The sequence below is a fragment of the Paenibacillus oralis genome (assembly GCF_003863965.1).
GTDB classification, from domain to species: Bacteria; Bacillota; Bacilli; order Paenibacillales; family Paenibacillaceae; genus Fontibacillus; species Fontibacillus oralis.
Genome location: NZ_RRCN01000002.1, coordinates 116,806 through 141,310 on the forward strand (window position 1 = coordinate 116,806; position 24,505 = coordinate 141,310).

A 24,505-nucleotide genomic window follows, 5' to 3' on the forward strand; every position below is an offset into this window, starting at 1 on the left:
ATAGGAGGAGAATAAGTCTCCAGGAGGGAAACTACAATGAGCCAATTAACTGGACAACTAACACTTTCTTTTGACTCGGAAGAGAAGGATATAACAGTAATTCCAGATGTAGAAGTGATTCGGGATCGGGATTGCACAATTGACACCCCAATATTACACGGTTATCAGCCAGAATCTATATACGGAAAAGGTGTAGAGATTTACCCCGCTGTTCCCGGTAAGACAGATACGCCACACATGAAAAAGTATTATCTTAATAATCTTGATCCTTTGGAAAGCTATGATTATTTTTTTTCGCTATTTAGTGGAGGGAAAGACTCTGTAGCATCTGTATTGAACTTGCTTGAGCTAGGGGTTCCGAAAGATAAAATAATTTTGATTCATCACGATATTGATGGTGGATCTGAGAAAAAAATGGATTGGCCGGCAACAAAAGCATACTGTAAAGCCTTCGCAGCTGCCTTCGGATTGGAACTGAGGTTTTCCTTTAGGGAAGGTGGATTTTGGGGCGAAGTTTACAGGTATGGCTCTAAGCAACCTGTTCAATTTCAAGACGCTGATGGTACTATGAAACGCATTGTTCCACAAGCCTGGGCGAGAAGCTTAGAATTGAAAAAGTTGATGCGCAAAACTGAACTTGAAGATGACATGGAGCTTTTTAAAAGGTATGACGAAGAACTCCGCAGCTACGGCTATCGTTTTAAGTTTCCAGCTAAAGCAGCCGATCTTTCTTCAAGGTACTGCAGTGGTGTCTTAAAGATCGAAGTTGGCTCGGTAACGATCGCCCATCAGGTTGATACGAAGAAGGACTGCAAGATTATGGTTCTTAGTGGTGAACGGCGTGGGGAAAGCACTAACAGATCCAATTACAACATGATGGAATTACACAGAACGCATGCACCGGTGAGGAATAAACGGGTTGTTCACCATTATAGAAATATAATTGATTACTCTGAAAAGGACGTATGGGAAATTCTAAAAAGGAATAAGGTGAGCCCACATCCTTGTTATTTAGCCGGGTGGGGGCGAGCGTCATGTGCTGCGTGTATCTTCAGCTCACCTTCACATTTTGCGGGGTTAAGGGAACTTCTCCCGAAATATTATGAACAAATTAAGAGTTCAGAACAAGAATTGAATTTCACCCTCGATAATAATAAGTCTATTGATGAATTCGTGGGGAATGCTAAGAGTTGTGTTGATCATTCTCAAAAGAAAGCAATATACCAACTTGTTTCAGGAGACATAAAAATCGAGGATATAATCCTACCTGCGGAAGAAGAATGGACATATCCATCTGGCGCTTTCCGCCAAGGCGTGGGTGGTCCTTGTTAATCCTATATGTAAAAAGAGCCCTTACAAGTAAAGGGTTCTTTTCATTTATTTTGGGAGGTATATGTTAATTGCAACGTTAGATTTGATTTAAATAGAAAAGGTGACTTGTTATCTGTTCGTGAGCTTGATTGCAATACTTGGTGTTTCTGAATTTAACCGGGACCTAAAAACAAATGAAGGTAATGACAGCTCTGTCGATAATCTTCTATGTGGGCATGCCTAAATAATTATATATATGAACTCTGTTGGATTAACATGTTTTCGAAAAAGTGGTATCATAGAGTCATACCTTATTTTTCTACCTCTTGTCCTGTCATACGACTCATGGACTGATTCTATTGCTTCGAAATGACGCTGAACCACAGTGTATCAATCTGTGGTTGGGCGTTATTTTTTTGCCCATACAACCCAATAACCCATTTTTAGGAGGAATTTTTGTGGAGAATTATTTTTGTCAAAAGGTAGATTTAAGAAGTCGAGCAGCAATGGTTCAATTTCTAACTTCGCATTTTCGGTATAACACGATGAACTCGTGGAATAACAGCACGAGTTACGCGAACAATGTTAAGGTGAACCGAATTATCCCTCGCGAGCACCAGGATCAAGCGTACAATCTCTTAGAACAGGAAGCAGTGTTCCACCATATCCATGTTCTTTTTTCAGAGTGGGCAGAGCAGTATCATTACCGCTGGCATGCCGGTTTTAATGGGCGTAGCGGTGGATACATTGTTCTGTATCAAGGGCAAGCTGAAAGTCCAAAAAGTGGACCAAAATCGTACTGTTTGGAATGCGGTCAACACAATTTCAAATTGGTGCCACCCGAGAACCCTACTCCAGAACAACGGTTAATTCTTCTTGTTCACCAGAATCAAACCTGGAGAGACGCTGTTATCTACGAAAATAACGAGGAACTCATTAAGAATCTTGGTTTTGAACGAGAAGCAGCGCTGGCCATATTTGCTGCCGAGAAAAGGAAAATTTCTCAAGGCGCTGGCGAATTCAGTTCATCTAACAAATGTGGAAAGTGCCATGCTCCTGCGAGAGTTAATTACGAGACACCTCCTACGCGGTTTAACATATTCCCTGTTCGTTCGACGGATATGGGCGAAGACTTCCATTCCGAAGATTGGGACATGGAATCACTGCGTGATAGGGTTCGACTTGTCCAGAGCTTTGATCAATTGTGTGACCAAGTTCGAGCTCTTTTCATCGCTTATTGCAAAGACTATAGAGTCGAAGAAGTAGAAGTCATGGTGCCACAGAAAAGAAAAATTCTTAAGCCTGTTGAGGTTTAAGTTGGTATGGAAAGGAGCGAAGCAGCTGTCTTCGCTCTGTTCTTTCACTTTTTAATTCCAAAAAAATAAGGAGGAGGAAAGGGCCTTGTTTATTCAAATCGGCCGCCTACAATGAGCGTAAAGGAAAATATCAAATTGATCCTTCAAAAGGTGTATCAAATCAGTCGTAAGAAAGAGACTCCTCGCATTTGGCTGCAGCATCTTGTATGCGAAGCAAGTGGTTTTGTCCCAGGTCAGGAGATTTACATTAAATTGAACGAAGAGGATAAAGAGATTCTGATCCAGAATCGCGAATTCGAAGAAGGGGATTCGGAAAGCATTCATCAAGTCCATGTCTCCTCGAGAATCAACAAAGTAAGTGGGGAGGCAAGGCCTCTTGTTGATTCGGCACGGGATTCGTATGCTTCGGTGATTTCTGTACAAGATAAGGTTGAAATATGCGTGTATAGTCTGGGCGGATACTCTCGCGTTGTTGTTCGACCGCTTCGCTTTAAGCTTTTCAACACTGAGACTTTCGAGACACCTAGCGACGAGAGAATTCGGCTTCTGAGCATTGCGGCAGGCGCGGGAATCGGAACGAGCTATTTTCGGTCTACCCAGTATTTCACCCCCGTTCAAGAAATCGAGATGGATGAGGATTCTGCAGAAAATCTGAAGCTAAATTATCCAAATTCTTTTTTGTTCCACGGTGACCTAAGAGACTGCAATGTCGTGTCGAAGGCTGACGTTGCGTTGGTAACGTTACCGTGCAATGAGCATTCCAGTTTGGGGGATGGGAACCAAGGGGTGTTTATCAACCTAACTTTGGCGGCGGCTAAGATTATTAAGGCTGCTGAACCTCGAATCGTTTTTTTTGAAAATGTTCCGGCCTTTTATAAGACCCGAGCATTTACGGATCTACAGGCTTTGCTTATCAGAGATTACCCATATTGGATTGGGCCAGTAAAACTCGAAAGTCATGATTTTGGTTCCATCGCGAAGCGAGAGAGGAGCTATTCTCTTGCTTTTCGTTACCAGGAGGATATGATGAAATTCAGAGTCCCTTCACCTCCTAGCAAAGTTCGGAGAAAGAAGCTTAAGGAATTCCTTGATTCGAAAGAGACGGAACACGAGTGGAAGTCGTTGGAGAAGTGGCTTGCCTCATTCAATTCGAAGGCAGATAAAAACAATGCGTGGGCCAATCGTTCAACTGACCTAACGTTTGTGGACGAAAATGCGACGATGATCCAATGCATACCTAAGCGTTACCGTTCCCATTGTGCCAGCAATACTTACGTTATGAATCCAGACAAGCAACAATGGAGATTCTTGACCGTTACCGAGTTGCGCCGCATTTTCGGTATACCAGATGATTTCAAGTTCTCCATCCATACGCCTCTCTGGAGGATTTATGAGCAAATTGGGCAGTCCGCATGTGGTCGTGTTTTCCGTGCATTTGCAAATGAAATTGCTGCAGTATTCTTCGAGGCTATGCTGAGAGTGCCTTCTCCTGAGAAGAAGGATGAGGATGTTCTTCCTTTTGAGCTGGACGCAGATGGTCAGTTGCAGCTACTGATGATCTAATATCTATGAATTTGGGCCGGTGGGTTATCCGGTCCTTTTTCTTTTCAATTGTAAAAGTACATGATACAATAAGGCCATACCTTATCATTTTCTATCACATTTTTCTTATCCTCGGTCCCGGGACTTATGAGGAAATTCTACCTTACACTAATGCGCCTTCAAGCGAAAAAGACTTAATTGGGGATCTGCGTCCTTTATGTCTGTACTTTGAACGACGTTTTTTATATGATAATGGAAAATGCGTTTATCAGAGTTACTAATCACTGTTTTTCAGGTATTAGTGGCCGTGATAGACGCATTTTTTGCGTCTTACAACCCACTTTATTCACAAGGAGAGGATGTCATGAAACTTGCAAAAAGCCAAAAAAAAAGCCGAGTCGTAGTTCATGTCTCGGGGGTGTCGCAGACGTGGCGAGCACCAGAGGTGATGTTGAAGTCTGTTTGCTGGTTTTCGAAAATTTTGAAGAAACTCCAAACATGGGTGACAAGGATTCTCGCTTGATCAACTGTCCACATTGCGATAGAAACGGTAGCGTTTATGAGTGGAATGCCACGACTATCCATGCCAAAACGGATTCCGATTCCAGTGGGGGCGTTACTCGAATTCACGAAGCTGAACCTGAAGACGAATTTCATTGTCCCTATTGTTTTGAAGTTTCGACATTTGTCGATCTAAAAATCTTTAAGGAATAAGCAATTCACTTGCTCTTTCCAAAGAGCCATTTTAATGACAAAAATATCTTATGGAGGGAATTGAGATGATTCAATTAGCACTTTCTCTGGATGGATCAGCTACACTTGTCGAGGAGATCGTACCTATCTACATAGAAGATGGGGATTCTAAGGAAATGCTCGGTAACCCCGAGATTGAGGAAAATGTTTCTGATGCTCAACTTGCTTTCGCTTTTTAATCCATGCATGGCGTGTCAAAGGCCCGGGAACTTTCAACCAGGCCTTTTTTATTTTTATTCACGATAAGGAGAATGCCGGATGAATGGGATCATGGTTTTGTTTTATGACCCTAACTATGGACTCGCCATTGAAGATGCTCTTGAGAAATCAGGAGTTTCATATTCAATGTTAAAGACACCTGAAATGTTGTTTGAGGTCGATCCTCTGTTTTGCAAAACGATGATCGAAGCAGATACAAATAAAGAAACGTTGAAGGGATTAAAGGATTCACGTCAGCTCAATATCGCAGGAGCTTTTGTGAAATTTAACGATCGGTATGAGTCCATCACTTTGGAGGCGATCTAATTGGCGCAATTGACTCTATTTGCAGAGTGGGAAGAGAAGGAGAAGGTTCCCAATCTTACCCCGCGAACCATCGTCCAGGCTGAGCTAAAGCCTGTCTGTGACGAGGTTCGAGAGGTGATTGAACGGATCAAAGAGGCTTACCTCGATCCTACGATAAATCGGCCATGGGTCATCGCTTCGTCGATGGGAAAAGATTCGACGTTGCTTTGCTTGTGTATTTGGATTGCATTATCAGAGATACCTTCGGTACAACGGACGCGGCAGGTGTATATTATCAGCAGTGACACGGGCCTCGAAAATCCAGGATTAAAGGCGTTTGTTCATGAATCTATTGAAAAGATGAAATTGAGCGCCGTTGAACAGGGGCTCGATTGTTTGCATGCTCAAATTGTCATGCCAGATCAGAAGAACAGATTCGCTGCGAAAGCAATTGCACATGGTGTACCACTTTCAACACCAGCTTCGCCTTTTAGATGGTGTACGGATTCCTTTAAGATATCTCCTACCGAAGTTTTTATTAAGAGTCTGCTGGCCGAGTATGGGGAAGTCGTAATTTTTACCGGTGTTCGTAATGATGAATCCATAAATAGAGCAGCTTCCATCAAGCGAAATGGTGCGGACAAGTTCATTTTCCAAAAGTATAAACCGACCAAAGGAAAGGATGGAACCCATGAGCGTAAGCCCATGAAGGGAAGATTTGAGTGCCATCCTATCAAGGAGATTTCTGACGATGTATTGTGGGATACCTTGATGAAATGGTCTAAATTCCCTTGGAAAACCCGGTTTCTCCAACTTTACGCATTGTACCGAGATACGGGAGAGTGTCCGATGCAGGTGCGCTTTGTTCTCAGACAATCTGCGTAGAAATACGCAATAAAACTGGGGGAATTGACGGAAAAAGGGAGCAATCCATATTGAATCACTCCCTGCGAAGTCGGCGTATAAGGTCATCATTCAACAGTGAACTATACGTGATTAGATCTTCTTCTGATATTGAATTGAAGAGCACTACCTTATCAGGGTGAGTTCTTCTTGCTTTCAAAACAGATAATACATCATCCAAAAGAATGTTTAAATGAAGGTCACTAAATCCGTTAAGTTCCGTCCGGGGTTCTGATTTATGGCTGTCAGTAAAGCCGAGAACGATAGTCTTGAGATAGTCCACAAAATCAGAAAAACGTTGCTCTATGGTGTCTGGCGCAGACAAGTTATCTTGGATCTGATTAATCGACATGACCATACCTCTTTCCTAGTGGGGTTTCGCACTCATTATAGCATATCAGTTCCAAGACCGTTGATTCTAACTCAACATTCGAATAGGTAGGGGCAGTTCCTACTATGGTTATAAGATCGGATAACTTTCCCTGATACTCCGACATGCATCATATCTTCCAATATGGTGTATGAAGCTCGGTGAAGACGGCGAAAAGCTGACCTGCGAAGTGGTAAGCGAAGTAGTCGGGGGGCCAAAAGGTTGCTATGTCGAGAATGTACCCACGCGGTACTGACGAACCTCCGAAAGTAAACCTCGAAAGGGCAGAAAGAGTTAAACAAGAAGCTCTTCCCCTCCACAGTGAGGATTAGTCGCGGCCGGCGTAGAACTGCATTGCGTGCGGCTGTAGGTATCTCGCAGAAGATACTTGCCTTACGTCCACCGATCACGGACAAAAAGGTGGCTAACGGGGCTAGGAGGCGGCTAAGGCAGTTGTTAAAGGCTAGAATGTTGGGAACAAAGGAAGTTCAGCTGGGAATGCGAACGGTGGAAGGCCGAATGTTCCACTCAGGTAGGAAATGACCTGAAAAGCTGAATGGCAGCAGCCCGTAGTAGTGTTGAAGCAGAGTAATGTCTGTGGAGCGAAGGGGCATAGCCGACATCTGCAAAATTTTTTCTATCATATAGGGAAAACTAGCAGTGCAATTTTGAATGATGTCGGTGGAACGCGGAATGACGGGAAACTGTCACGTTCCGTGTGAAGTGGGGGAAAAGTGGTTCCTAACGGGTAAAGTCGAGGAATGCCCTTACCTATCACTATGTTGGTGAAATGAAACAATCTTGCGGCACATCGAGGAACGGCTGTGTAATTTGCCTCTTTGTCGTGTGCCTTGTTACCGTACAATCCGGGAAAGTTGGTATTAAAGTTGTGTCCTGAACAATAAAGTTTTGTTCTGGATGCAATAAAGTTGTATTCTGAGCAATAAAGTTGTGTTCTGAATGCAATAAAGTTATGTACCCAACAATTAAGTTGTGTACTAGGCATCTAATACCAATGTCCATTCGTAGAAATACACGGTAAAAACGGTGTACCCGACCAAACGGGTATAACTCTACAGTCGAAATGGAAGGGGAAGTACCTTCCCGAGTAGAATGTTGGCTACTCCGCTCTGATACTCCGACATGCAATCATCATTACCGTTGATTGTATGAAGCTCGGTGAAGACGGCGAAAAACAGACCTGCGAAGTGGTTAGTGAAGTAGTCGGGAGGCTATAAAGTCGCTATGCTTATGGGATTGCGAAAAGCAATAGCAAGAACCATCGGAGGTACGGTTCGTAAAGGCAGGAATACTGAAAATGAAGGTATCCACTCCTTAAATGGAGTTCAGCCGCGACTTGGGTAATTACAAATGCTCATGTTGTATCGTTTCACAGAAACGGTGTCCTGCGCCCCCCCAACTACGGGTAAAAGGATGACTGACGGGTCATAGATGGAAGCTAAGGCGACTATGTAAAGCTAGACTGTAGGGAACAAGGGAAGCTCGGAAGGGGATGCCAAGTGCGGTAATGCACGATGACCCGAAGAGGTAGGAAATGACCTCTGAGTCCGAGCGGCAGCTGCCCGTAGTAGCGTTGAAGCAAAGTAATGTTTGTGGAGCGAAGGGGCATAGTCATAAACCAAAATGGGGAAATGATCTAACCTGTCAAGGAAGCCGTTGTGCATACCTGACTAAAGCCAAGCACGGTAATTCCTCGAAAGGAGGGATGCCATTGGTACAAAAATTTGACTATCCAAACTCTGAAACAGAATTCAGAGCCTTACAAGACGAGATGTATCGCGTCTCACATGAGGCTGTCACACGAGGCACAAATGCTTCGTTTAAGGGACTCCTCGAAATCGTCTCGTCGGAGGCCGTCATTATGACTGCTATCCATAAGGTTAAAGCGAACAGCGGAAGTAAGACACCTGGACCGAACGGTAGGAACATCGACGATATCCTCCAGCAACCTTATAAAAAGGTCTGCGAGTGGTTCCGCTCGTACATCCAACACTATTGCCCAGGTCTCATACGCAGACAATTCATCCCCAAAAACGGAAACCCATTAGAGGTTCGCCCTCTTGGTATCCCAGATATTGAGGATAGAATCGTCCAAGATTGCTTGAGATCCGTTCTGGAACCCATTCTCGAACCCCAGTTTTTCCGCCACTCATATGGGTTCCGTCCAATGCGGGACACCAAGATGGCATTAACCAGGGTTAACGGCACGATCCACAGAACCGGCTACCATTGGGTAATCGAGGGGGACATCAGCAAATTCTTCGACCGGGTTAACCATACCACTCTTCTCAAGAAGCTATGGGGCATGGGCATACGTGATCGGAGAGTTCTGATGATGGTCAAATCGATGCTTAAAGCCGGGGTCATGGGAGAATCCACCTCTAATGAAATGGGCACCCCGCAAGGCGGTATCATCTCGCCCCTCCTTGCCAACGTTTATCTAAATGTATTTGATAAATGGGTGGTAAGAGAGTGGGAGGACAAGAAGCTCAAGCAACAACACTCAAGGGACGATTCGCGCTTCCGAGCAATGCGAAAATCCACTAACCTCAAACCAGCCTATCTGGTGCGTTACGCAGACGATTGGGTACTCATTACCGATTCAAAGGCTAACGCAGAGAAGTGGAAACGCAGAATCGCTAAATTCTTGTCGGTGAAGTTAAAGCTGCAGCTCTCTGAGGAGAAGACGAAGATCACCAACGTCACTAACTCTCCAGTAAAGTTTGTCGGCTTCAACATCAAAATGGTAAAAGGGCAGGCAAGGCACGGATACATCACAAGAACCAGACCACCAAAGGAACGGCTTTCCACGAAAGTGGAGGAGGTTCGAAAAGCCATCAGGAGACTGAAATCAATCCCAATATTCGGGAAGGATCGGTTGGTTCACGAGATCAACGTGGTAAACTCCAAAATCCGAGGAATTATCGAATACTACAAAGCCGCCACCTGGGTCAACATTGACCTCAATAAGTACGCTGAGAGCCTACTTTACCTCGGACACCACGTTTTAAGGAAGTTCGGGGGAGAATGGACAAAAGCAAACGAGGTCAATAATCTGGTGAGTGTCCATTCCAAGTACGAGACGAAGATTCCTGCTGTGTCACATGAGGGAATGAAATTTGGCCTAACCAGTTTAGCCTTCGTTAAATACGAAGACCCTCTAACAAAAGACCCGCTGGAATCACCCTACACCCCAGAAGGAAGTAACCGGTACTTCAAACGTACCGAGAAAAAATCCGTCCTCGCGCGTGCGGATGAACTGCTCAGTTTACACCTATCAAGTAAAATTGGGCACGATCAGACGTACGGCAAGAAGTTATATAACTTCGAATACTTCCTGAACAGGGCATACGCCTTTAACAGGGATAGAGGGAAATGTAGGGTGTGTGGAGAACTCGTCTTCGCTTTCAACGTGGATATCCACCATGTCAGCCCGTGGCTGCCTGTTTATCTTGTGAACAAGGTTAAAAACCTTGCCACTTTACATGATACATGCCATGACCTAATTCATTCCGATAAGGATGTCTCATACCTACCTCAAAAAGAACAGGTCAAAATTCAGAGTTTTAGAGAAAAGTTAATCGCTACCCCATGGCGGATATGATGGAACGCCGTATGAAGGGAAACTTTCACGTACGGTGTGAAGCGGGGGAAAAGGGCTCCTAGCGTTTAACCAAAACGTTGCCGCGAGTTGGATTGTTGAACCATAAGCTTGCCGCGAGTTCATTTGTTAAACCATATCATTGCCAAAAATTCAAATCGGCAAAGTTATGCTTTAATACCCGGCAAAGTTATGCTTCAACTCGATGAAAGCTGGTTAGGCGTGGATGACTCTTACCTATCGCTATAAGGAAGACAGCATGTTGAAGTACTTTGTTGAAAAAGGAGAAGAATGGGCCCATCCAATTCTCATTCTTCGATCGATCATGCGAAATATGCTTTACGATGCCAATTTCCGTGAACCGATTAGAAAAAAACGTTTGAAGAAACTGGATTCTACCGATCCACTCACTAAAAAGGATCAATCGGAAGGACAAATCACACTGATGGACTTGGAAACCCGGACATGTGGGCGAGATGGCGACTTACCATACGAGCCTCTTTGTCTTGACGGTAAACCGGCAAACCCTGATCTTGCATGCGCAAGTTTTACTTTGCAGGGGCGGATTTTCCTGCTGAAAACAGTGCTATACTTCCAGAAGCAAGCTGGAATGGAGCTTGTGACCCCGGAGGACATCGAGTACATTAAAAAGGTTTGGAAGCAGGAGATGGGATGGGTTGAAAATGAAAAGGACCTCACACCAGAAGCTGTACCATACTATGGAGCACTTGTCCTCGATAAGGAATACCAGTTAAATGAAGCTGAAACAACCATACCCAATTTAGTTGTTGATCCTAAATACTATGCTCTTGAAGAGACGTTGCAGCTTAAAAACCGGTATAAGGAAGTCAAGGACTTGGTAAAACATGAAAGACTGAGAGTCCTCAATTCAACAAAGGATGCGACTCCGGAAACCTTGAATTTTATTTTCTATGTAACGACCGATTTTGGCGGTGGTGAGGAAGAAATTTACGATGTTTTGAATCGAGCCAAAGTCAAGACCGGGCACAACATACCATTTTATTGGGTGCCAGTTGTGGCAAGAGAGAAAAACAGGAACGTGTTTTGGAATAACGTAACCTTTATAGTCTCAAGGCCAGACATTAAAACATCATCAGATGCAAGATCGTTTGTTAACTCCTTCATTGAAGCGGGGTGCAATCATCAGGAGGAAGTTTACAACTGCGAGAAGCACTTCTGGCAAATGCTCAAGGGGAAATCTACATTTGAAGCCAGAAAGAAGCTATTCATGCTCGGTATGCATCCAAATCAACTTTCGGAGGAACTGAAATTATTTGTAGGCGTAAATGATGAAGAACTCATGGTGGCTTATGCCATTAAGAGTTCCATTGGCGATGGTCTTTCCAGGATGGAAGCTGAAAAGGCGAAGAAATTATGTTGCTCTAGCCAATACTGGGACGAAGTATTCTGGACTCTGCTTTATGAGTTCAAAACTTCTGAATCTGTTAAGCAGTACTTGATCGAGAAAGGATATGTACCTCAAGTGGTTCCGGAGGCAGTTAAGTTTTATGCTGATATCAATAATTTGGAATTGTTCTTCGGGAACAAGGTAAGGGTACACGGAATGAGAGATTGTCTTAATTCTCTATTGTTCTTGCCCGATCAGCATCATAAATTGCCCGATTTCATGAAGAAGGCTTTGGAAAGGTACGTTCATGAACTCCAGGCATCTAGACAGAAAACGCCGCTGTAGGCACTTAATGTATTAACAAAGGAATGGTGCAACCACCTGATAAGGATTGCACCATTTCTTTTGTTTATCCCTACAATTTAATTAGGTAATACTTGTATCCAGACAAGGCGTGATTCTAGCACTTTCAGGAAACCTTGTTTTTTAAGGTATAACTGCCGAAGACGCTTCTATTCACGCCCTCCTTAGCACTCATGTCTATTCCGCAGTTAGGCCCAAATCGTATCTAAAGATCGTTACTCGGCTGCAGTAAACAATAATCAAACCAAAGTGTCTGTTTAACCGAGCCGAATTACAACTTGCGTATCTGAAACAATTTCATTAAAATTAACGTATACCCTTATCCACCTCTTATTTCTAACCTCTGAGCACGCGCTGAAAGAGGAATTCTAAGAAGTTATACAATGCTATTCTTTGGATAGGGAAAATATGTCTTAATACGCCCCTGTGGGTGACAAAAAGCTTTTTAGCTAATTGTCGCTTGCAGGGGTTTTTTGCGCTCCAAAAATACGGAGGTGAAAAGCTAGGGGCGCATTTTTTTCCAACAACCCAATTATCTTTAAGGAGGAGAAAGTTTATGTTCATAATCAAGAGTGATGCCCTTAAGAGTGTCGTTTCAATGCTGGTTAAGTCAGCCCGAAAGGCAGGTATCGGAGACAAAACAATTTACATTCGCACGTTGGATGACGGGTTGGTTTCTTTCTATTATCACGCGATAGAAATATCGGTTGAAAAGAAAGTTTCGGCTGAGATCCATGGGAATTTGGAAGTAGCAACGAGCATCGGAGAACTCGATGTTAAGGTTACTGCTCTTCCGGATGAAATAGAAGTAACAGTTGAAAAAACTTCAGGTGGACCTGTTCAATTCACTTGGGGCGGGAGTGGCAAACGGAGATCATGTCTGAAACTCGATGTTCTCCCAGAAACCTCCCCTATGGTCGAAGTTCCCCCGTTTGAAGAAATTGTGAATTGGAAGCCTGGTGAATTACATAACCTAGTTCGTCATATACCACCGTTTACTCTGGACTCCAAAAGCCCAAAGGCGGATCAATTGTCGAATACTCTAGGCCCGAACTTTTCAAAAGATGATACCGGTCGAGTAATTATTAGAGCAACTGATGGAGTTAAAGGGGTTATTATGTATCCTAAGCAAATGGAATGGTTTGATGATACTATGAGTATTCACATTTCAGCGCTGCAAGGTGTTGCTGATGTTATCCCAAGTGATGCTAGGATCCAGGTCGGACTTAGCGGTGGGACAGTAGTGATTTTTAAAGCGGGTTATACAACAGCAGTCTGCCGAACGTTGGTTGGTAAGTTCCCCCCAATTGCCCAATTATTCAAAACCAAAACTAAAGGGAAAATGAACATCGATCGTCTTGAACTAATCAAATTGTGTGAGCGTGTAAGACGGCTTGCACCGACTTATCCAGTGGTTCAATTTTATGTGGAGGGTAATAAAGTTTCCGCCGTAATCTCTGGTGTTTTGGAACAGGCGCTCCCTGCGTCGGTTGATGGTGAAGTTCCAAGCTTTGCGGTTATGGCCAATCATTTGGAAAAGGCAGCTCAGCTGTTCGAAATGTCGAGATCTGCTGACGAGCTGACTCTTTACGTAAATGCATTCAATGAGGCGGTTTCTATTGCCCACGACGGCAACGAAGATATTCGTTTGTGGGTCTTGCCGTACACCTCGCAATTTATTAAAGGGATAAACAATACATCTTCGAAGCGAATTCCAACGACTGTATAAATACAAGAAGAGAGAGGAGGAACAGCCCCCACATGGGTTTAGGTGTGGGGGCATTTTTATGGCAAAGTTAAAATACTCGAAATTAGGTGTCGTCTTAAATCCAGAATCTATCGCTGAGGCGATGAGTATCAGTGAATGCTTTATTGGAGTAAGGAGCAACCCGAAGAAGTTTTCATGGCATTCGCTGGTCACTCGTAGCGAAAAGCCCTTATCCGAAGTTCCTCCGATTGCCGAAATGGGCTTGTGGGGCATTTCCTTGGACCAAGAGACTCTTGAAAAAACAGAAAGTATCCTCCGTAGCAAGAGGAAAGTATACCGACGCGGGATGTTGCCTCTCTCAGCATGGAAGGATACTCCGGCATATAAGAAGGCACGAGAACGGGTGGAGGCCTTGTTTGGTAAGCCGATGAAGGATGGCCGCGTATTGTTTCCGTATCAATTGGATCTCGCTGCCTATATTGTTTGTGTAAAGCGAATTCTCAATGCTTGGGAGATGGGTCTAGGAAGTGCGCAACGTTAGCCTATAAGCGGAAATTTTGGCACTGGAAAGAAAGTCTGGAACCAGTAAAGAAAGTCCGGAACTAGTTAAAAATCTATGGAACCAGTAAATAATGTCTGGAACCATTTGAAAAGAAATTGTGGAACCGGTACGCGAAGTGGCTGAAGCGTAATACACGCTTTAACTGTAATTCCGATATGTTGAGTGAAACCCTCAACCCGGACAATAACCTCCATTGGGTCCGGACCATGATACTCCTGTGTGCGGCGACGATCTAATGCGTCGACGGTACGAGAGCCAGGCAAAGTCGTATTTGCGAGGAGACCGAAATCCCCCACATAATGCGGTGGTCCTTAAAAGCAACCTATGCTGAACGAAGATGAATCCTCGTCATGCACGCTCCGTCACCCATCCCCGCCTTACTTCGGTTCAAAGGGCGGACTAAGGGGAATCTCAAACCAGGTGCCTATCGGCTTGAGGCGAAATACACCACTTTCCGAATGGTGTATCTTCGAACTGCTCAGTTCGGGTTAATCTCGGGCAGCCAGTACCCTCGGAGTATAGAGGACAGCTAAGGGTTTGCAAATGAAGGGATAGGAATTATGGAACGTTGGATACCTATTTGGCGGAGGGATTAGACCCGTCGATGCCTCATAGGAGTCAGCAGCGTCATACTAGTGATGACGGCAGGCCTGTTGACCGCACCTATAAAACAGCAGAGGTGTTGTGGAAGTGGGCGAGAGGGGAAAAACCGGCCCGAGCGAAGGACGCTAGTCAACTGATGACAATCTGGTAATTTCATCCACATGGACAGTGTGGGAGTAAAACAGTCAATTCACAACGTTACCCTGGTATCCAAGGGGGAATGCGACGTGAAGGTTAAAAGACGTGAAATAGCAAATGAAAGCAGTCTACGAGCAACCTTGGACGAGATGAAATCGACTCTCCAAGGAAAGAAACTAACCATTTTACGACTTGTTGAACTCATGTGGAACAATGAAGAAACCAGCAGTGTAGCGGTTTAGTGGGTAACCGCTAATTTAGCAGCGCGTAATAGCGCCATCAGTTGATGGAACGCCGTGTGCAGGGAAACTTGCATGCACGGTGTGGGGTGGGGGAAAGTCTGGAGATTACTTTCAAAGGATTACCTATCACCATAGACAATTGGTACGCTTGTCGGTCTTGCTTCTGATCCAACAAACAAACTGAGTTTAATTGTTACGATGAGCAGAAACATGAACGACTGGGTTAAGGAACTGAACCTATTAGGGTTTGAAGAGAACAAAGATTTTATCATTTTAAAAAAACCAGGGGATCTCAAAAAAACCGCTGGGGTTCGCTTTCACCTCGTCTCTTACGAAAAATGGAGCACGGATCGTGTGACCTTCCGTAAGAAGAAACATACAACATGTCCGGATTGCCATTCTGGAGCTGGGTTCTTTAACCGGCATCGGCAATATTGTATAGCCTGTAAAAGGAAAGCTGTTCCCATCATGTTGGATGATGATGGCAAACTGCTCGAGGCTCGTTGGTCCGAGAATGATCTCCCAAAACACTGCCCTGCATGTGGCGGTGAGTGGAAAAAGGGTGCGTTGTCCTGCGATCACGAGTGTACTGTTTTGCATAATGGCATTGAGGAAGTAAGAAAATGCACTTATTCATTGATAGAAAAGCGCATCCCCTCTCTTTCGCACTATTACCACAAAGGCTACGACGCGGTGGCCGTTGATGAGGCTCACTACATTAAAAATGCCGAGAGCCAACGTGCAAAGTCGATACTAAGGATTAAGGCGCGGACAAGGGTATTGCTGACAGGCACACCGGCAGAAAATGAAGTAACCGATCTGTATTGGTTGCTCGGCTGGCTGACTGGTTTCTCATCCCGGTATGACGATCCCATTGAGGGATTTGGGGGTAATCCGAAGCCATTTGCTGGGTATGGGAAAGTCGGTCTCGAACATTTCCGAGCTCATTATGGCGGTGGCTCTAAACGGCGCGTCCTTGATGTGGATTCCGTTGAAGCTCGGGTAGGTCATCATGAACAACTTTGGCAGATTCTCGATACTGTTATGGTTCGGAAAAAGAAAACGGATGACGATGTTAAAGATTACATCGCTGTACCAGAGCCAAAGCATATTCGGTACCATCTTGAATTGCTTCCGGCAGAACGCGAACTCTATGATTTACTTGTGGAACGGTTTCGTGAGTGGTATGAGGGCGAAGTCACCAAAAAAGAGGCTGCTGAAATGCGTGGCGAAAAATATCGGATCAATACTATCGAAATCTGCACTTGGATGGATAAGCTTCGAAAAGCAGCGAGCTGCCCATGGACCTTCCCGGAATACGATGTTCTTAAAGGGAGCACGACGGCGAAGCTACAATATATTGAAAGTAAAGTTAAAGACTTTATGCGTCGGGGAAAGAAAGTATTGCTGTTCTCTGGCCATAAGGAAACGATCGAGCAATTGAAACTTGCCTTAGACGAAATTATCCCAGGACGATTTGCTGAATACATTCATGGGGATGTTGCGATGCAATATCGCTGGGATGTCATGAAAAAATTTCAGGACCCTGACGATCCTCTTAGTATTCTTATAATGAGCCACCGTACGGGGGCCGAGAGCTATACATTGACCGAAGCCAAGGGAGTATTCATCGTTGATTTAGATTTCAATGGAAAGGTGCGACCAGAAGTTGCCTAGTGTTAGTGTGAAAGCATGCTCGGAACAAAAAAAGAAGTGTCGAGAGGCACTCCTTTTCAGCCCTGGGATACTAGCAAATAGGTGCCAGTGGCTACGAAAGATAATACTCCGATAACACCAATGTATAACAGAGAGAACTCTTCTTTAAGTACCTTGGTGATTAACCAGAAAAAAAGGATAGAGATCACGAACAACGTAATAAAAATCCAAAGGTAAATCATACATTACACCTCACACATATTTTCTTATCTTTGTTGTACCATCGTTCATGATTCATGTCCATTACTGGAGCATGTCAGTAGCTAGTCCAGTCGTCCGGACTATCCCTATCCGAAACTGCTGTGGAAGTAATTCCGCTGTTGGGTTGCATGAGGAAATGCGTAAGGTGTAGGTGAGCACACACTGAAACCGCGCTAGGGGAAGACGATCATGGTGAACATTTATGTGAATCTACGCAAACGTCGTTATGAAGAACCAACAAAAAGGAAACGTGCTGTGTTGGAAAAGTGATTGGGAAGTCAGGGAGTCTTTCCGCCCTGGCTGTGACGACCCATACGATCACCGGCGTATAGTAGGCACCTAAAATCGTCGTATCTATCCTATGTGGAACTGGGTAAGCCCCATATCGTCCGTCTTCGCACCTGCGAAGCGGTAGGGAGGCCGTAAGGTCGAACGAAAAGGTAGGGGGTAGAGGAGGTTAGAGGAAGCGAAAGCCACTGGAACGAAAGTTCAGAGGAAAAGGGCAAGTCCCTATAACTCGGTGGATAGTGCTCGTTGGCACGACCCGAAAGGGTGCTGACTTCTAACTGGTCTTCATACGGAATGAGAAATTTGTTGAATCTTTTTACGAGAGGAAGGGCTATGTTATGAATACCAACTTCAAATCCGTTGCGTCGGCTAGTCCTTCGCTTACGGATTGGAATATGATCCAATGGATCAAAGCCGAAAAGTATGTTAAGAAGTTGCGGCAAAGAATCTTCCGTGCCAATAAGCTAGGTCAAACTCGAAAGGTACGCAAACTTCAACGATTAATGCTTAAAAGCAAAGCTAATCTGCTACTCTCGATTAGAAGGGTTACCCAACACAATAAGGGTAAGCGTTCTGCTGGGGTCGACGGCTACAAGGTGGTCAAGCCGCAACAACGGGTTGAATTGTACAACACGATGATGCAAAAGAACATTATGCTCCACAGACCCAAACCAGCCAAACGTACCTACATTGAAAAGAAGAACGGAAAACTCCGTCCTCTAGGTATACCTACTATCGTTGATCGGGTTTATCAATCGATGGTCAAGAACGCACTCGAACCGGAGTGGGAAGCCTCTTTCGAAGCTATCTCATACGGATTCAGACCTAAGCGGAGCATCCTTGATGCAGCTGAGGATATCTGGAACAAGATCAATTCTAAAAGTAAGAAGAGATGGGTCTTCGAGGGCGACTTCAAAGGATGCTTTGACAACCTGAACCATGGCTACATCCTGGAACAGGTCAGCAAATTCCCGGCCAAAACAATTATTAGCAGATGGCTTAAAGCTGGTTACGTCGACAATAACGTATTCAACGTTACCGATGCTGGCACACCACAGGGAGGCAGCATCTCGCCCCTTCTCGCTAACATCGCTCTTCACGGAATGGAAGATGCCCTCGGTATCAAATACCGTAGTGGGGTTCTCCATGATAAGGTCGATGGCAGATGCGGTCGTTCAATGGTTAGATACGCAGACGACTTCGTTGTCTTCTGCGAGACCAAGGAAGATGCAGAGAAGGTTTACGCGGATCTTAAACCATACCTGGCCAGTAGAGGACTGGAATTGAGCATGGATAAAACGAAGATCACTCACATTGACGAAGGTTTTGACTTCTTAGGCTTTAACGTCAGAATGTACAAATCTTCGACTACCAGAAATGGAGGAAAACTCTTAATCAAACCGAGCAAGAACTCAGTCATTAAGGCTCGTGTTAGGATCAAAGAGGTCTTCCAAGAGTGCTTCGGACAGCGTGTACTGATTCTTATTGAGCGGTTGAACGAGGTAATTAGGGGATACGGTAATCTTTGGAGATACTCAGTAGCTTCCAAGGAACTGAAATCACTTGATTACTATGTGCGGAAGCTTATCACAAACCACTTAAAGGTTCTTCATCCTAAAAAGTCATCCAAATGGCGAAGCGAGAGATATTTCCGCAAAGCTAAGCACGGTGGCAACGATAGATGGATACTGACATGTCCGGTTACTGAAAAGCAGGTCATCAAGTTCGCCTGGTTCAAAATTAAACGGTTCACGAAAGTCTATTTCAAGAACAGTGTTGACGACTCCACGTTGAATAAGTACTGGATGGAGCGGGACATTAAGGAATTCGATTCCACTAATGTTATGCATCGAATTAAGCTGGCTAAAGTACAGAAATATCTGTGCCCACTCTGTAAGAGAAGCCTACGAGCAGAAGATGAAGCTCTGGAAGTGGACCATAAGCTCGAGAGGAGCAGTGGTGGCAAAGACCAATACAAGAACTTTCAGTTAGTTCATGTATCTTGCCATATCGAACGACACTCGAAGTGATAAATTGGCGTGTGAAGGCTTGAGCCGTATGTTCCGAAAGGGACACGTGCGGTTCTTAGGGGGGAAGGAGTGGTAACACTCCCGACCTACCCGACAAGCTCGAACAATGCTTTAGCCGAGCTGTACGTCTTGGTCAAAAGGATGAAGTTGAGGTTCATTGGACTTTGGGTATCAATACAATCGATGTGAACATGCATGGGGTTGTACTATCCAAGACAAGCGGTGTTAACCTTGCCGTTGACCGTGAACTTTTGGATTTTGCTGCATTGGCAAATGAATTTGAAGGGGATACCAAAGCTCCATCGTCTACCATTGATATGGAGCAGTTCGCAAAGGACATGCTCAAAGGTGGTACGAACCGGAATGCTGTTACCCCTAAATCAACTGCAGTATAGAAGGGAGTTAAAGAATGTACCCCAGATATGACGAATCAACGCGGCATTTTGTCATCGAATGGTATGAGCGAAAGGACAAGAAGGCAACCCCCATTCGCCATTACTTTGAGCAGGAACCTATGAAATTGCAACTTCATCCTAAAGACCCTAAGAAAATTGTTAGGGCCCACTTTTTGGGGAAGATGCCGAGATGGATAAAAGCTTATTGCGAACAGAAAGAACATCGCTTTAAGTGTGAAGAAGTATGTATTGGAGATGAAACGGGTTGGATTCTGCTTGGTTGGTATAATTTTACTAGCGAATTTCAGCCTTTAGTTTCCCCGAGTTTGAAAGGTGCAATCCTAAAGTTAACTGAGATGGTTCCGGAATTCTTTCCAGAACTTAAACAGCAACTCCTCGATCATTCCGAAGTCGCTTGTCGTAACTTGGCTAATTATAACAACATTTTTGAAAACATAGGGGTTTATTATCGACCGGAAGAGTTATTCGGTCAAGAGGGATGCTTGGTGATTGACCGTTGCATTTTTCTTCAACGTGAGAAAGATGAGTCCGATGATGATCTTAAAGCCCGTTATGAGGTTGAAGGAAGGCTAGACCAGGTCATCCGTGAACTAACCACCCCGTTGCCGGTGCCAATTCTCGATAAGAACACAAACGACACTGAAGATTTCGAAGATGCATCGGGTATGAATCCAGATTCCGCCAGCAAGAGTGCCATAGGAGAACTATCCGCGGTTGATGATGATGATGAGCCTCTTGGAAATCTGTCTTCGTGCGATGAGGAAGAGGGGATTATTGCAAAAGTATCACCTGAGATTGAGGATGAAGAAGTTCTTGGCAAGCTAGTTCCTGAAGAGGATGTCTTGGGGGAACTCAAATCCATTGAGGATGAGAAAGATGACAGTAACATCGGAACATTAAAAACTGAAGTTGCAATCGATAATGATCATCCTAAAACTGATGATGAAGCTGACTTAGAGACTACTCCTGCAAGCGTCGGGAATACTTGTACTCAGTCACTGGTTACAACAGGTATGGAGGAAGTTGCGCCTGCCGACGATTCCAAAAAGGATGAATCGGACCTTAAACTTGTTATCCTAGATTATTCTGACAAACGAAGAGGAATAATAGAGGGGCAAATGTCAATCTTCTAGAAAATTGCAGATTTAATGGAGGAGCCGTCGAAATATTCGACGGCTTCATTTCCTTATTGTCGAACGAAATAAAATTTGGTATTATAAAAACATACCATTGTTTATTTATTCTTTCACTTGCCTGAGCCATGAGGCATGCAGGTCATTCTAAGTTTTTAATTTTCGTTACCTTCAACGCTATTTCTATGTCAAAATTCACCCTTATGGATATCATTGTATCTTTGATACTAATGTGTGCTCATGGGGTTTATGTATATTATCCCTAATTCAAAACACCTTTGGTGGAGTATAATCTCTTCGGAGTATACCTACCAAAGGTGTTTTTTATATAGAAAAAATGGATTATCTTGACTTACGGGAACGCATGTTCCTATAATCTTGATATATCCTCAAAAATTATGGAGGTGTCTCTATTGAGAAAATCAACTGCAGTGAAACGTCAACCTATAGGAGTTCTGGGGGAATACAGAAGTGTTTGGGATGGTGCTGGAGACGAACTGGAACAATTTCTCATTGGTCAAGAACTCCGTAAGAACCACCGTCGATCCATCGCGCAAATTCGCCGCGCTGTCACTGTTCGCTATTGGATACAAGTCCTTCGGTGGACCCTTGAGGACATGCGGGTTTACTTTCCGCTTTTTGGAGGCATTTTATTGGCCTTGATTCTCTTATTTATCGCTTTGTATTGAGGTGATAGATTTGAGTCTCGAAACAGTCCTTATTATTATTTTTTTATCGCCTATTGTTCTGGGCCTTCTTGCAGCTCTTTTTGATGGGTCCTCACCAACTCCGATAATAATTGACTATCGGCCCGCTGTACCAGCGACAACTATTTCTCAAGAAAATAGTGATAGCGAGGAAGAGTTTATAAATCATGATCCTAAATTGGACCCAAAACTGGAAGAATCCCCTGAAGCCTTAGAAATCTTACAAGAGATCGTGCAAGAAGGGGATAAGCCGGCGTCCAAGCCACTTGAGTATGAGGCTTATGAGGCTTCCGAATTACCTGATGCCGTAAATAAGTCTCTTGATGAGTTATTTAGGGCAATAGATGGTCCAACAACTCCACCAGAGAGAGAACATAGTCCGGTTGTTGAAAACCTGAATGTTTACAAAGCGCTTCAGTCCCAACCGGAAGTTACACCGATTGTGCAAGTTGGGATTCCTGATGAGACGGCTCAAGTAATATCAAGTGCTGAAGAATTTGAAGCTACCGTTCCGTCGATTGACGACATGCTCGACCAAATAAGTTCCGATTTTGAAGATTCAGGAGCGAAAATATATAATTTTCCTTTTGGAGAAAACCTTCCACTGCCACCAAGAGAATACTGGGCTCTGCAACAGAAATATGGAGCGGAAGTTGTCAGCAAAGTGACGACAACCCCTGGTATTGGTGGAACAGGAGATTATGATTGCATGATTGGGAGAGTGCAACAGAAGGAAGATATGACACTTCTCCAATATGGAAGTCATTTTATCCCGTTAAAAGGGATGGAAAATCTCGAAGGTGTCTTCCTGGTCGAAGGTATGTTTATAAAGCCGGATCTGTTCTTTGTAAGTAATTATACAGATCTAGCTGAAAGTACAAATTACATCGTTCAGGCAGCGGAGAAATAAGGGTTTCTCCGCTTTCTCAGGCAACTAATAGGTCCGATAGGCCTATCGGTTCCTTGAGAAAGCGGAGAACCGTTTCTCTATAAGACAAAATTCCTAAATTGTCAAAAAGGGCTGTCGACATTTTTCCAACTGAGGTGTAAAATGGGGACATTATGATGAAATTTCACGGTATTTGGAGTGTGAAAGTGTGAAAAATAGCCTAATTTCAATTTTTTTCATCTTTTTTTTTCTTCCTTACTTATATAACTTAGTTCGATTGTCACATATATATTCATACTTTATTCAGTGGAGGCGTTGTGAACATGTCAAAACAATATACCAAAGGAAACGGCAGCGGAGACGATCAATCCAAGCCATTAAATAATATCGTGTTAGTAGAACAGATGAAGGCAGCGATTATCCAGCAATGTTTTCCTAAGGAGATGTCTAAGAAAAGAGAAGGACGCCTTGAATTTGCTGTGCGCGGTGGGGAACTTGGCATCAACTATATCTCCGATGACAGGGATTTAAGCCCTGATACTAATGAACTAGTACGGAACGTGGAGATCAAACCTTTGGTCGGTTTGTCGAGATCTGGATTGAAAACGATGCTGATGATTTTGGAGTCCGCATTGATAGAATCCGATTATATTGATCACGCCACTGTCTTTGTTTACTATTCCGCTGGGGATAATGGAGAATTTATCTCAGGTAAGCTCTCGATAAGAAGAGGCATTCACCATCCACGCTACTAAAACTAGCCTTGACAATTCCCCCCCCAATAAGGATAATCATAGTATGTTTACTAATTGAATACTCTTATGAGCGGAAGCACCGCCTACCTTGGGTACAGCCCAACGGTTTGGCGGTGCTTTTTTTTTTGTTTCCCAAAAAAAGGGGGGGTGCCATGTAACCAAATAAAGAGGCTGTTTTCAATCGTTCGGACAAAACTTTAAAAAACCACATATCGAAAGGAGAATTACCTTGCTTAAGAAGCTCTTCTTGACCTTATCTCTTATGTTCTGCTTGGTTTCTGCCACGGGCATTATTGCAACTCCAGCCGCACACGCAGCGAGCAGTTCTTCTGTTATCGATAGCGATATTTCAGGCGGCTCCATTTATGACCCGAACAAAGCAGGGGATCAGGCTGAAAACATTGCGAAAGTGAACAAACCGCTAAAGCTGATCGTTCAGATTCTTGGGGGGGTAGGTGGAACGTGCTTCGTTCTGGCAGTAATGTATTATGCCGTTATGATCATCTTCGGCTCCCTTAACCCACAAAAGGCCGCAAGCTACTGGAAAGCTCTTTTGGGATGCGCCGCTGGTGCGTTTGTATTCTTTGGGGCGGCTACCTTCGCTGACGTAATTGCAAAACTTGCGATTGCAAACTAAGTAAAGCAGCAAGGTGACCACACTGCCAAGAGATGAGGACATTTAACATCTAGGATCATATAGGCAGTGTGGTTATTTTTGTTCAGACTGGAGGATTGCTCATGAACAATGAAATTGTAGTGCCAATCGATATCACACAGGAAGAAAAGTCGATCCTCGCCATCTTATCGATCAGACAATTTCTGATTATCTTCCCTACGTTGGTATTCTGCGGGGTATTCTTCATTTTTGGAAAGATCCCGTTTTTAAGTGAATTGGCTGATTGGATTGGAAAATTGGTCCTCTTTGTTGTTCTGGGTGCCATTGCAAGCTTTTTCGCTTTTTTTAAGTTTGAAAAATATGAACAATTTGCGAGCGAGTTTGTAGTAAGTAAGATCAAATTCATGCGCTCCCAGAAGGCATTCTCTCACAACTAAATACGGAAGGC

The 24,505-nt window shown here is 44.0% G+C and carries 22 protein-coding genes; 21 read left to right on the top strand and 1 reads right to left on the bottom strand.

The window, feature by feature from the left end:
• Positions 1 to 36 precede the first annotated feature (36 nt).
• The 7 genes from EHV15_RS34225 to EHV15_RS34250 all read left to right on the top strand — a co-directional run bounded on the left by EHV15_RS34225 (position 37) and on the right by EHV15_RS34250 (position 6,311).
• Positions 37 to 1,332 carry a phosphoadenosine phosphosulfate reductase domain-containing protein gene (locus tag EHV15_RS34225; protein ID WP_128635747.1) on the top strand — a complete coding sequence of 432 codons (1,296 nt, stop codon included), beginning with the start codon at positions 37 to 39 and terminating at the stop codon, positions 1,330 to 1,332.
• Positions 1,333 to 1,769: 437 nt separating this feature from the next.
• A complete protein-coding gene (locus EHV15_RS34230) occupies positions 1,770 to 2,627 on the top strand; it encodes a hypothetical protein (RefSeq protein ID WP_128635748.1) in 858 nt (285 codons plus the stop codon).
• Positions 2,628 to 2,879: 252 nt separating this feature from the next.
• A complete protein-coding gene (locus EHV15_RS34235; RefSeq protein ID WP_246062083.1) occupies positions 2,880 to 4,190 on the top strand; it encodes a DNA cytosine methyltransferase in 1,311 nt (436 codons plus the stop codon).
• Positions 4,191 to 4,598: 408 nt separating this feature from the next.
• Positions 4,599 to 4,883, top strand: a complete 285-nt coding sequence (locus tag EHV15_RS34240) for a hypothetical protein (RefSeq protein WP_128635750.1) — start codon at positions 4,599 to 4,601, stop codon at positions 4,881 to 4,883.
• 65 nt (positions 4,884 to 4,948) lie between these two features.
• A complete protein-coding gene (locus EHV15_RS36830) occupies positions 4,949 to 5,101 on the top strand; it encodes a hypothetical protein (protein ID WP_178076105.1) in 153 nt (50 codons plus the stop codon).
• 79 nt (positions 5,102 to 5,180) lie between these two features.
• Positions 5,181 to 5,447 (top strand): hypothetical protein, encoded by a 267-nt coding sequence (locus EHV15_RS34245; RefSeq protein ID WP_128635751.1) that lies wholly within the window; start codon positions 5,181 to 5,183, stop codon positions 5,445 to 5,447.
• Entirely contained in the window at positions 5,448 to 6,311 is an 864-nt protein-coding gene (locus EHV15_RS34250; protein WP_128635752.1) for a phosphoadenosine phosphosulfate reductase domain-containing protein, read from the top strand.
• Between the two features lie 55 nt (positions 6,312 to 6,366).
• Here EHV15_RS34250 and EHV15_RS34255 read toward each other — a convergent pair whose 3' ends face one another.
• Positions 6,367 to 6,681, bottom strand: coding sequence for a hypothetical protein (locus tag EHV15_RS34255; RefSeq protein ID WP_128635753.1), 315 nt, complete (start codon positions 6,679 to 6,681; stop codon positions 6,367 to 6,369).
• 1,750 nt (positions 6,682 to 8,431) lie between these two features.
• Between EHV15_RS34255 and ltrA (EHV15_RS34260) the strand changes: the two genes are divergently transcribed.
• The 14 genes from ltrA (EHV15_RS34260) to EHV15_RS34320 all read left to right on the top strand — a co-directional run bounded on the left by ltrA (EHV15_RS34260) (position 8,432) and on the right by EHV15_RS34320 (position 24,494).
• Positions 8,432 to 10,324: a group II intron reverse transcriptase/maturase gene (ltrA, locus tag EHV15_RS34260; RefSeq protein ID WP_128635754.1), complete on the top strand. Its 1,893-nt coding sequence runs from the start codon at positions 8,432 to 8,434 to the stop codon at positions 10,322 to 10,324.
• A 256-nt stretch (positions 10,325 to 10,580) separates the two neighbouring features.
• Positions 10,581 to 12,035: a hypothetical protein gene (locus EHV15_RS34265; RefSeq protein ID WP_128635755.1), complete on the top strand. Its 1,455-nt coding sequence runs from the start codon at positions 10,581 to 10,583 to the stop codon at positions 12,033 to 12,035.
• 574 nt (positions 12,036 to 12,609) lie between these two features.
• Positions 12,610 to 13,782 carry a hypothetical protein gene (locus EHV15_RS36835; protein WP_178076106.1) on the top strand — a complete coding sequence of 391 codons (1,173 nt, stop codon included), beginning with the start codon at positions 12,610 to 12,612 and terminating at the stop codon, positions 13,780 to 13,782.
• Positions 13,783 to 13,840: 58 nt separating this feature from the next.
• Complete coding sequence (locus EHV15_RS34275; RefSeq protein WP_128635757.1) at positions 13,841 to 14,302, top strand: hypothetical protein; 462 nt, start codon at positions 13,841 to 13,843, stop codon at positions 14,300 to 14,302.
• An 851-nt stretch (positions 14,303 to 15,153) separates the two neighbouring features.
• Entirely contained in the window at positions 15,154 to 15,306 is a 153-nt protein-coding gene (locus tag EHV15_RS36840; RefSeq protein ID WP_178076107.1) for a hypothetical protein, read from the top strand.
• Positions 15,307 to 15,516: 210 nt separating this feature from the next.
• Positions 15,517 to 16,983: an SNF2-related protein gene (locus tag EHV15_RS34280; protein WP_178076108.1), complete on the top strand. Its 1,467-nt coding sequence runs from the start codon at positions 15,517 to 15,519 to the stop codon at positions 16,981 to 16,983.
• 866 nt (positions 16,984 to 17,849) lie between these two features.
• The gene (ltrA, locus tag EHV15_RS34285; protein WP_128635759.1) at positions 17,850 to 19,541 is read left to right on the top strand and encodes a group II intron reverse transcriptase/maturase; all 1,692 of its coding nucleotides are present in this window, start codon (positions 17,850 to 17,852) and stop codon (positions 19,539 to 19,541) included.
• Positions 19,542 to 19,705: 164 nt separating this feature from the next.
• Positions 19,706 to 19,936, top strand: a complete 231-nt coding sequence (locus EHV15_RS34290; protein WP_128635760.1) for a hypothetical protein — start codon at positions 19,706 to 19,708, stop codon at positions 19,934 to 19,936.
• Between the two features lie 14 nt (positions 19,937 to 19,950).
• A complete protein-coding gene (locus tag EHV15_RS34295) occupies positions 19,951 to 21,090 on the top strand; it encodes a hypothetical protein (RefSeq protein WP_128635761.1) in 1,140 nt (379 codons plus the stop codon).
• A 413-nt stretch (positions 21,091 to 21,503) separates the two neighbouring features.
• Entirely contained in the window at positions 21,504 to 21,779 is a 276-nt protein-coding gene (locus EHV15_RS34300; RefSeq protein ID WP_128635762.1) for a hypothetical protein, read from the top strand.
• A gap of 10 nt (positions 21,780 to 21,789) precedes the next feature.
• The gene (locus tag EHV15_RS34305; RefSeq protein WP_128635763.1) at positions 21,790 to 22,707 is read left to right on the top strand and encodes a hypothetical protein; all 918 of its coding nucleotides are present in this window, start codon (positions 21,790 to 21,792) and stop codon (positions 22,705 to 22,707) included.
• Between the two features lie 302 nt (positions 22,708 to 23,009).
• Positions 23,010 to 23,441 carry a hypothetical protein gene (locus EHV15_RS34310; protein ID WP_128635764.1) on the top strand — a complete coding sequence of 144 codons (432 nt, stop codon included), beginning with the start codon at positions 23,010 to 23,012 and terminating at the stop codon, positions 23,439 to 23,441.
• Between the two features lie 229 nt (positions 23,442 to 23,670).
• Complete coding sequence (locus EHV15_RS34315) at positions 23,671 to 24,078, top strand: TrbC/VirB2 family protein (RefSeq protein WP_128635765.1); 408 nt, start codon at positions 23,671 to 23,673, stop codon at positions 24,076 to 24,078.
• Between the two features lie 101 nt (positions 24,079 to 24,179).
• Complete coding sequence (locus EHV15_RS34320) at positions 24,180 to 24,494, top strand: PrgI family mobile element protein (RefSeq protein WP_128635766.1); 315 nt, start codon at positions 24,180 to 24,182, stop codon at positions 24,492 to 24,494.
• The last annotated feature ends 11 nt before the right edge of the window (positions 24,495 to 24,505 follow it).

Coding starts and splice junctions, on each gene's coding strand:
- EHV15_RS36835 (WP_178076106.1), top strand. CDS start 12,610: ATGTTCATAATCAAGAGTGATGCCCTTAAGAGTGTCGTTTCAATGCTG.
- EHV15_RS34245 (WP_128635751.1), top strand. CDS start 5,181: ATGAATGGGATCATGGTTTTGTTTTATGACCCTAACTATGGACTCGCC.
- EHV15_RS34295 (WP_128635761.1), top strand. CDS start 19,951: ATGTACCCCAGATATGACGAATCAACGCGGCATTTTGTCATCGAATGG.
- EHV15_RS34225 (WP_128635747.1), top strand. CDS start 37: ATGAGCCAATTAACTGGACAACTAACACTTTCTTTTGACTCGGAAGAG.
- EHV15_RS34255 (WP_128635753.1), bottom strand. CDS start 6,681: ATGTCGATTAATCAGATCCAAGATAACTTGTCTGCGCCAGACACCATA.
- EHV15_RS34275 (WP_128635757.1), top strand. CDS start 13,841: ATGGCAAAGTTAAAATACTCGAAATTAGGTGTCGTCTTAAATCCAGAA.
- EHV15_RS34320 (WP_128635766.1), top strand. CDS start 24,180: ATGAACAATGAAATTGTAGTGCCAATCGATATCACACAGGAAGAAAAG.
- EHV15_RS34265 (WP_128635755.1), top strand. CDS start 10,581: ATGTTGAAGTACTTTGTTGAAAAAGGAGAAGAATGGGCCCATCCAATT.
- EHV15_RS34280 (WP_178076108.1), top strand. CDS start 15,517: ATGAACGACTGGGTTAAGGAACTGAACCTATTAGGGTTTGAAGAGAAC.
- EHV15_RS34310 (WP_128635764.1), top strand. CDS start 23,010: ATGTCAAAACAATATACCAAAGGAAACGGCAGCGGAGACGATCAATCC.
- ltrA (WP_128635759.1), top strand. CDS start 17,850: ATGAATACCAACTTCAAATCCGTTGCGTCGGCTAGTCCTTCGCTTACG.
- EHV15_RS36830 (WP_178076105.1), top strand. CDS start 4,949: ATGATTCAATTAGCACTTTCTCTGGATGGATCAGCTACACTTGTCGAG.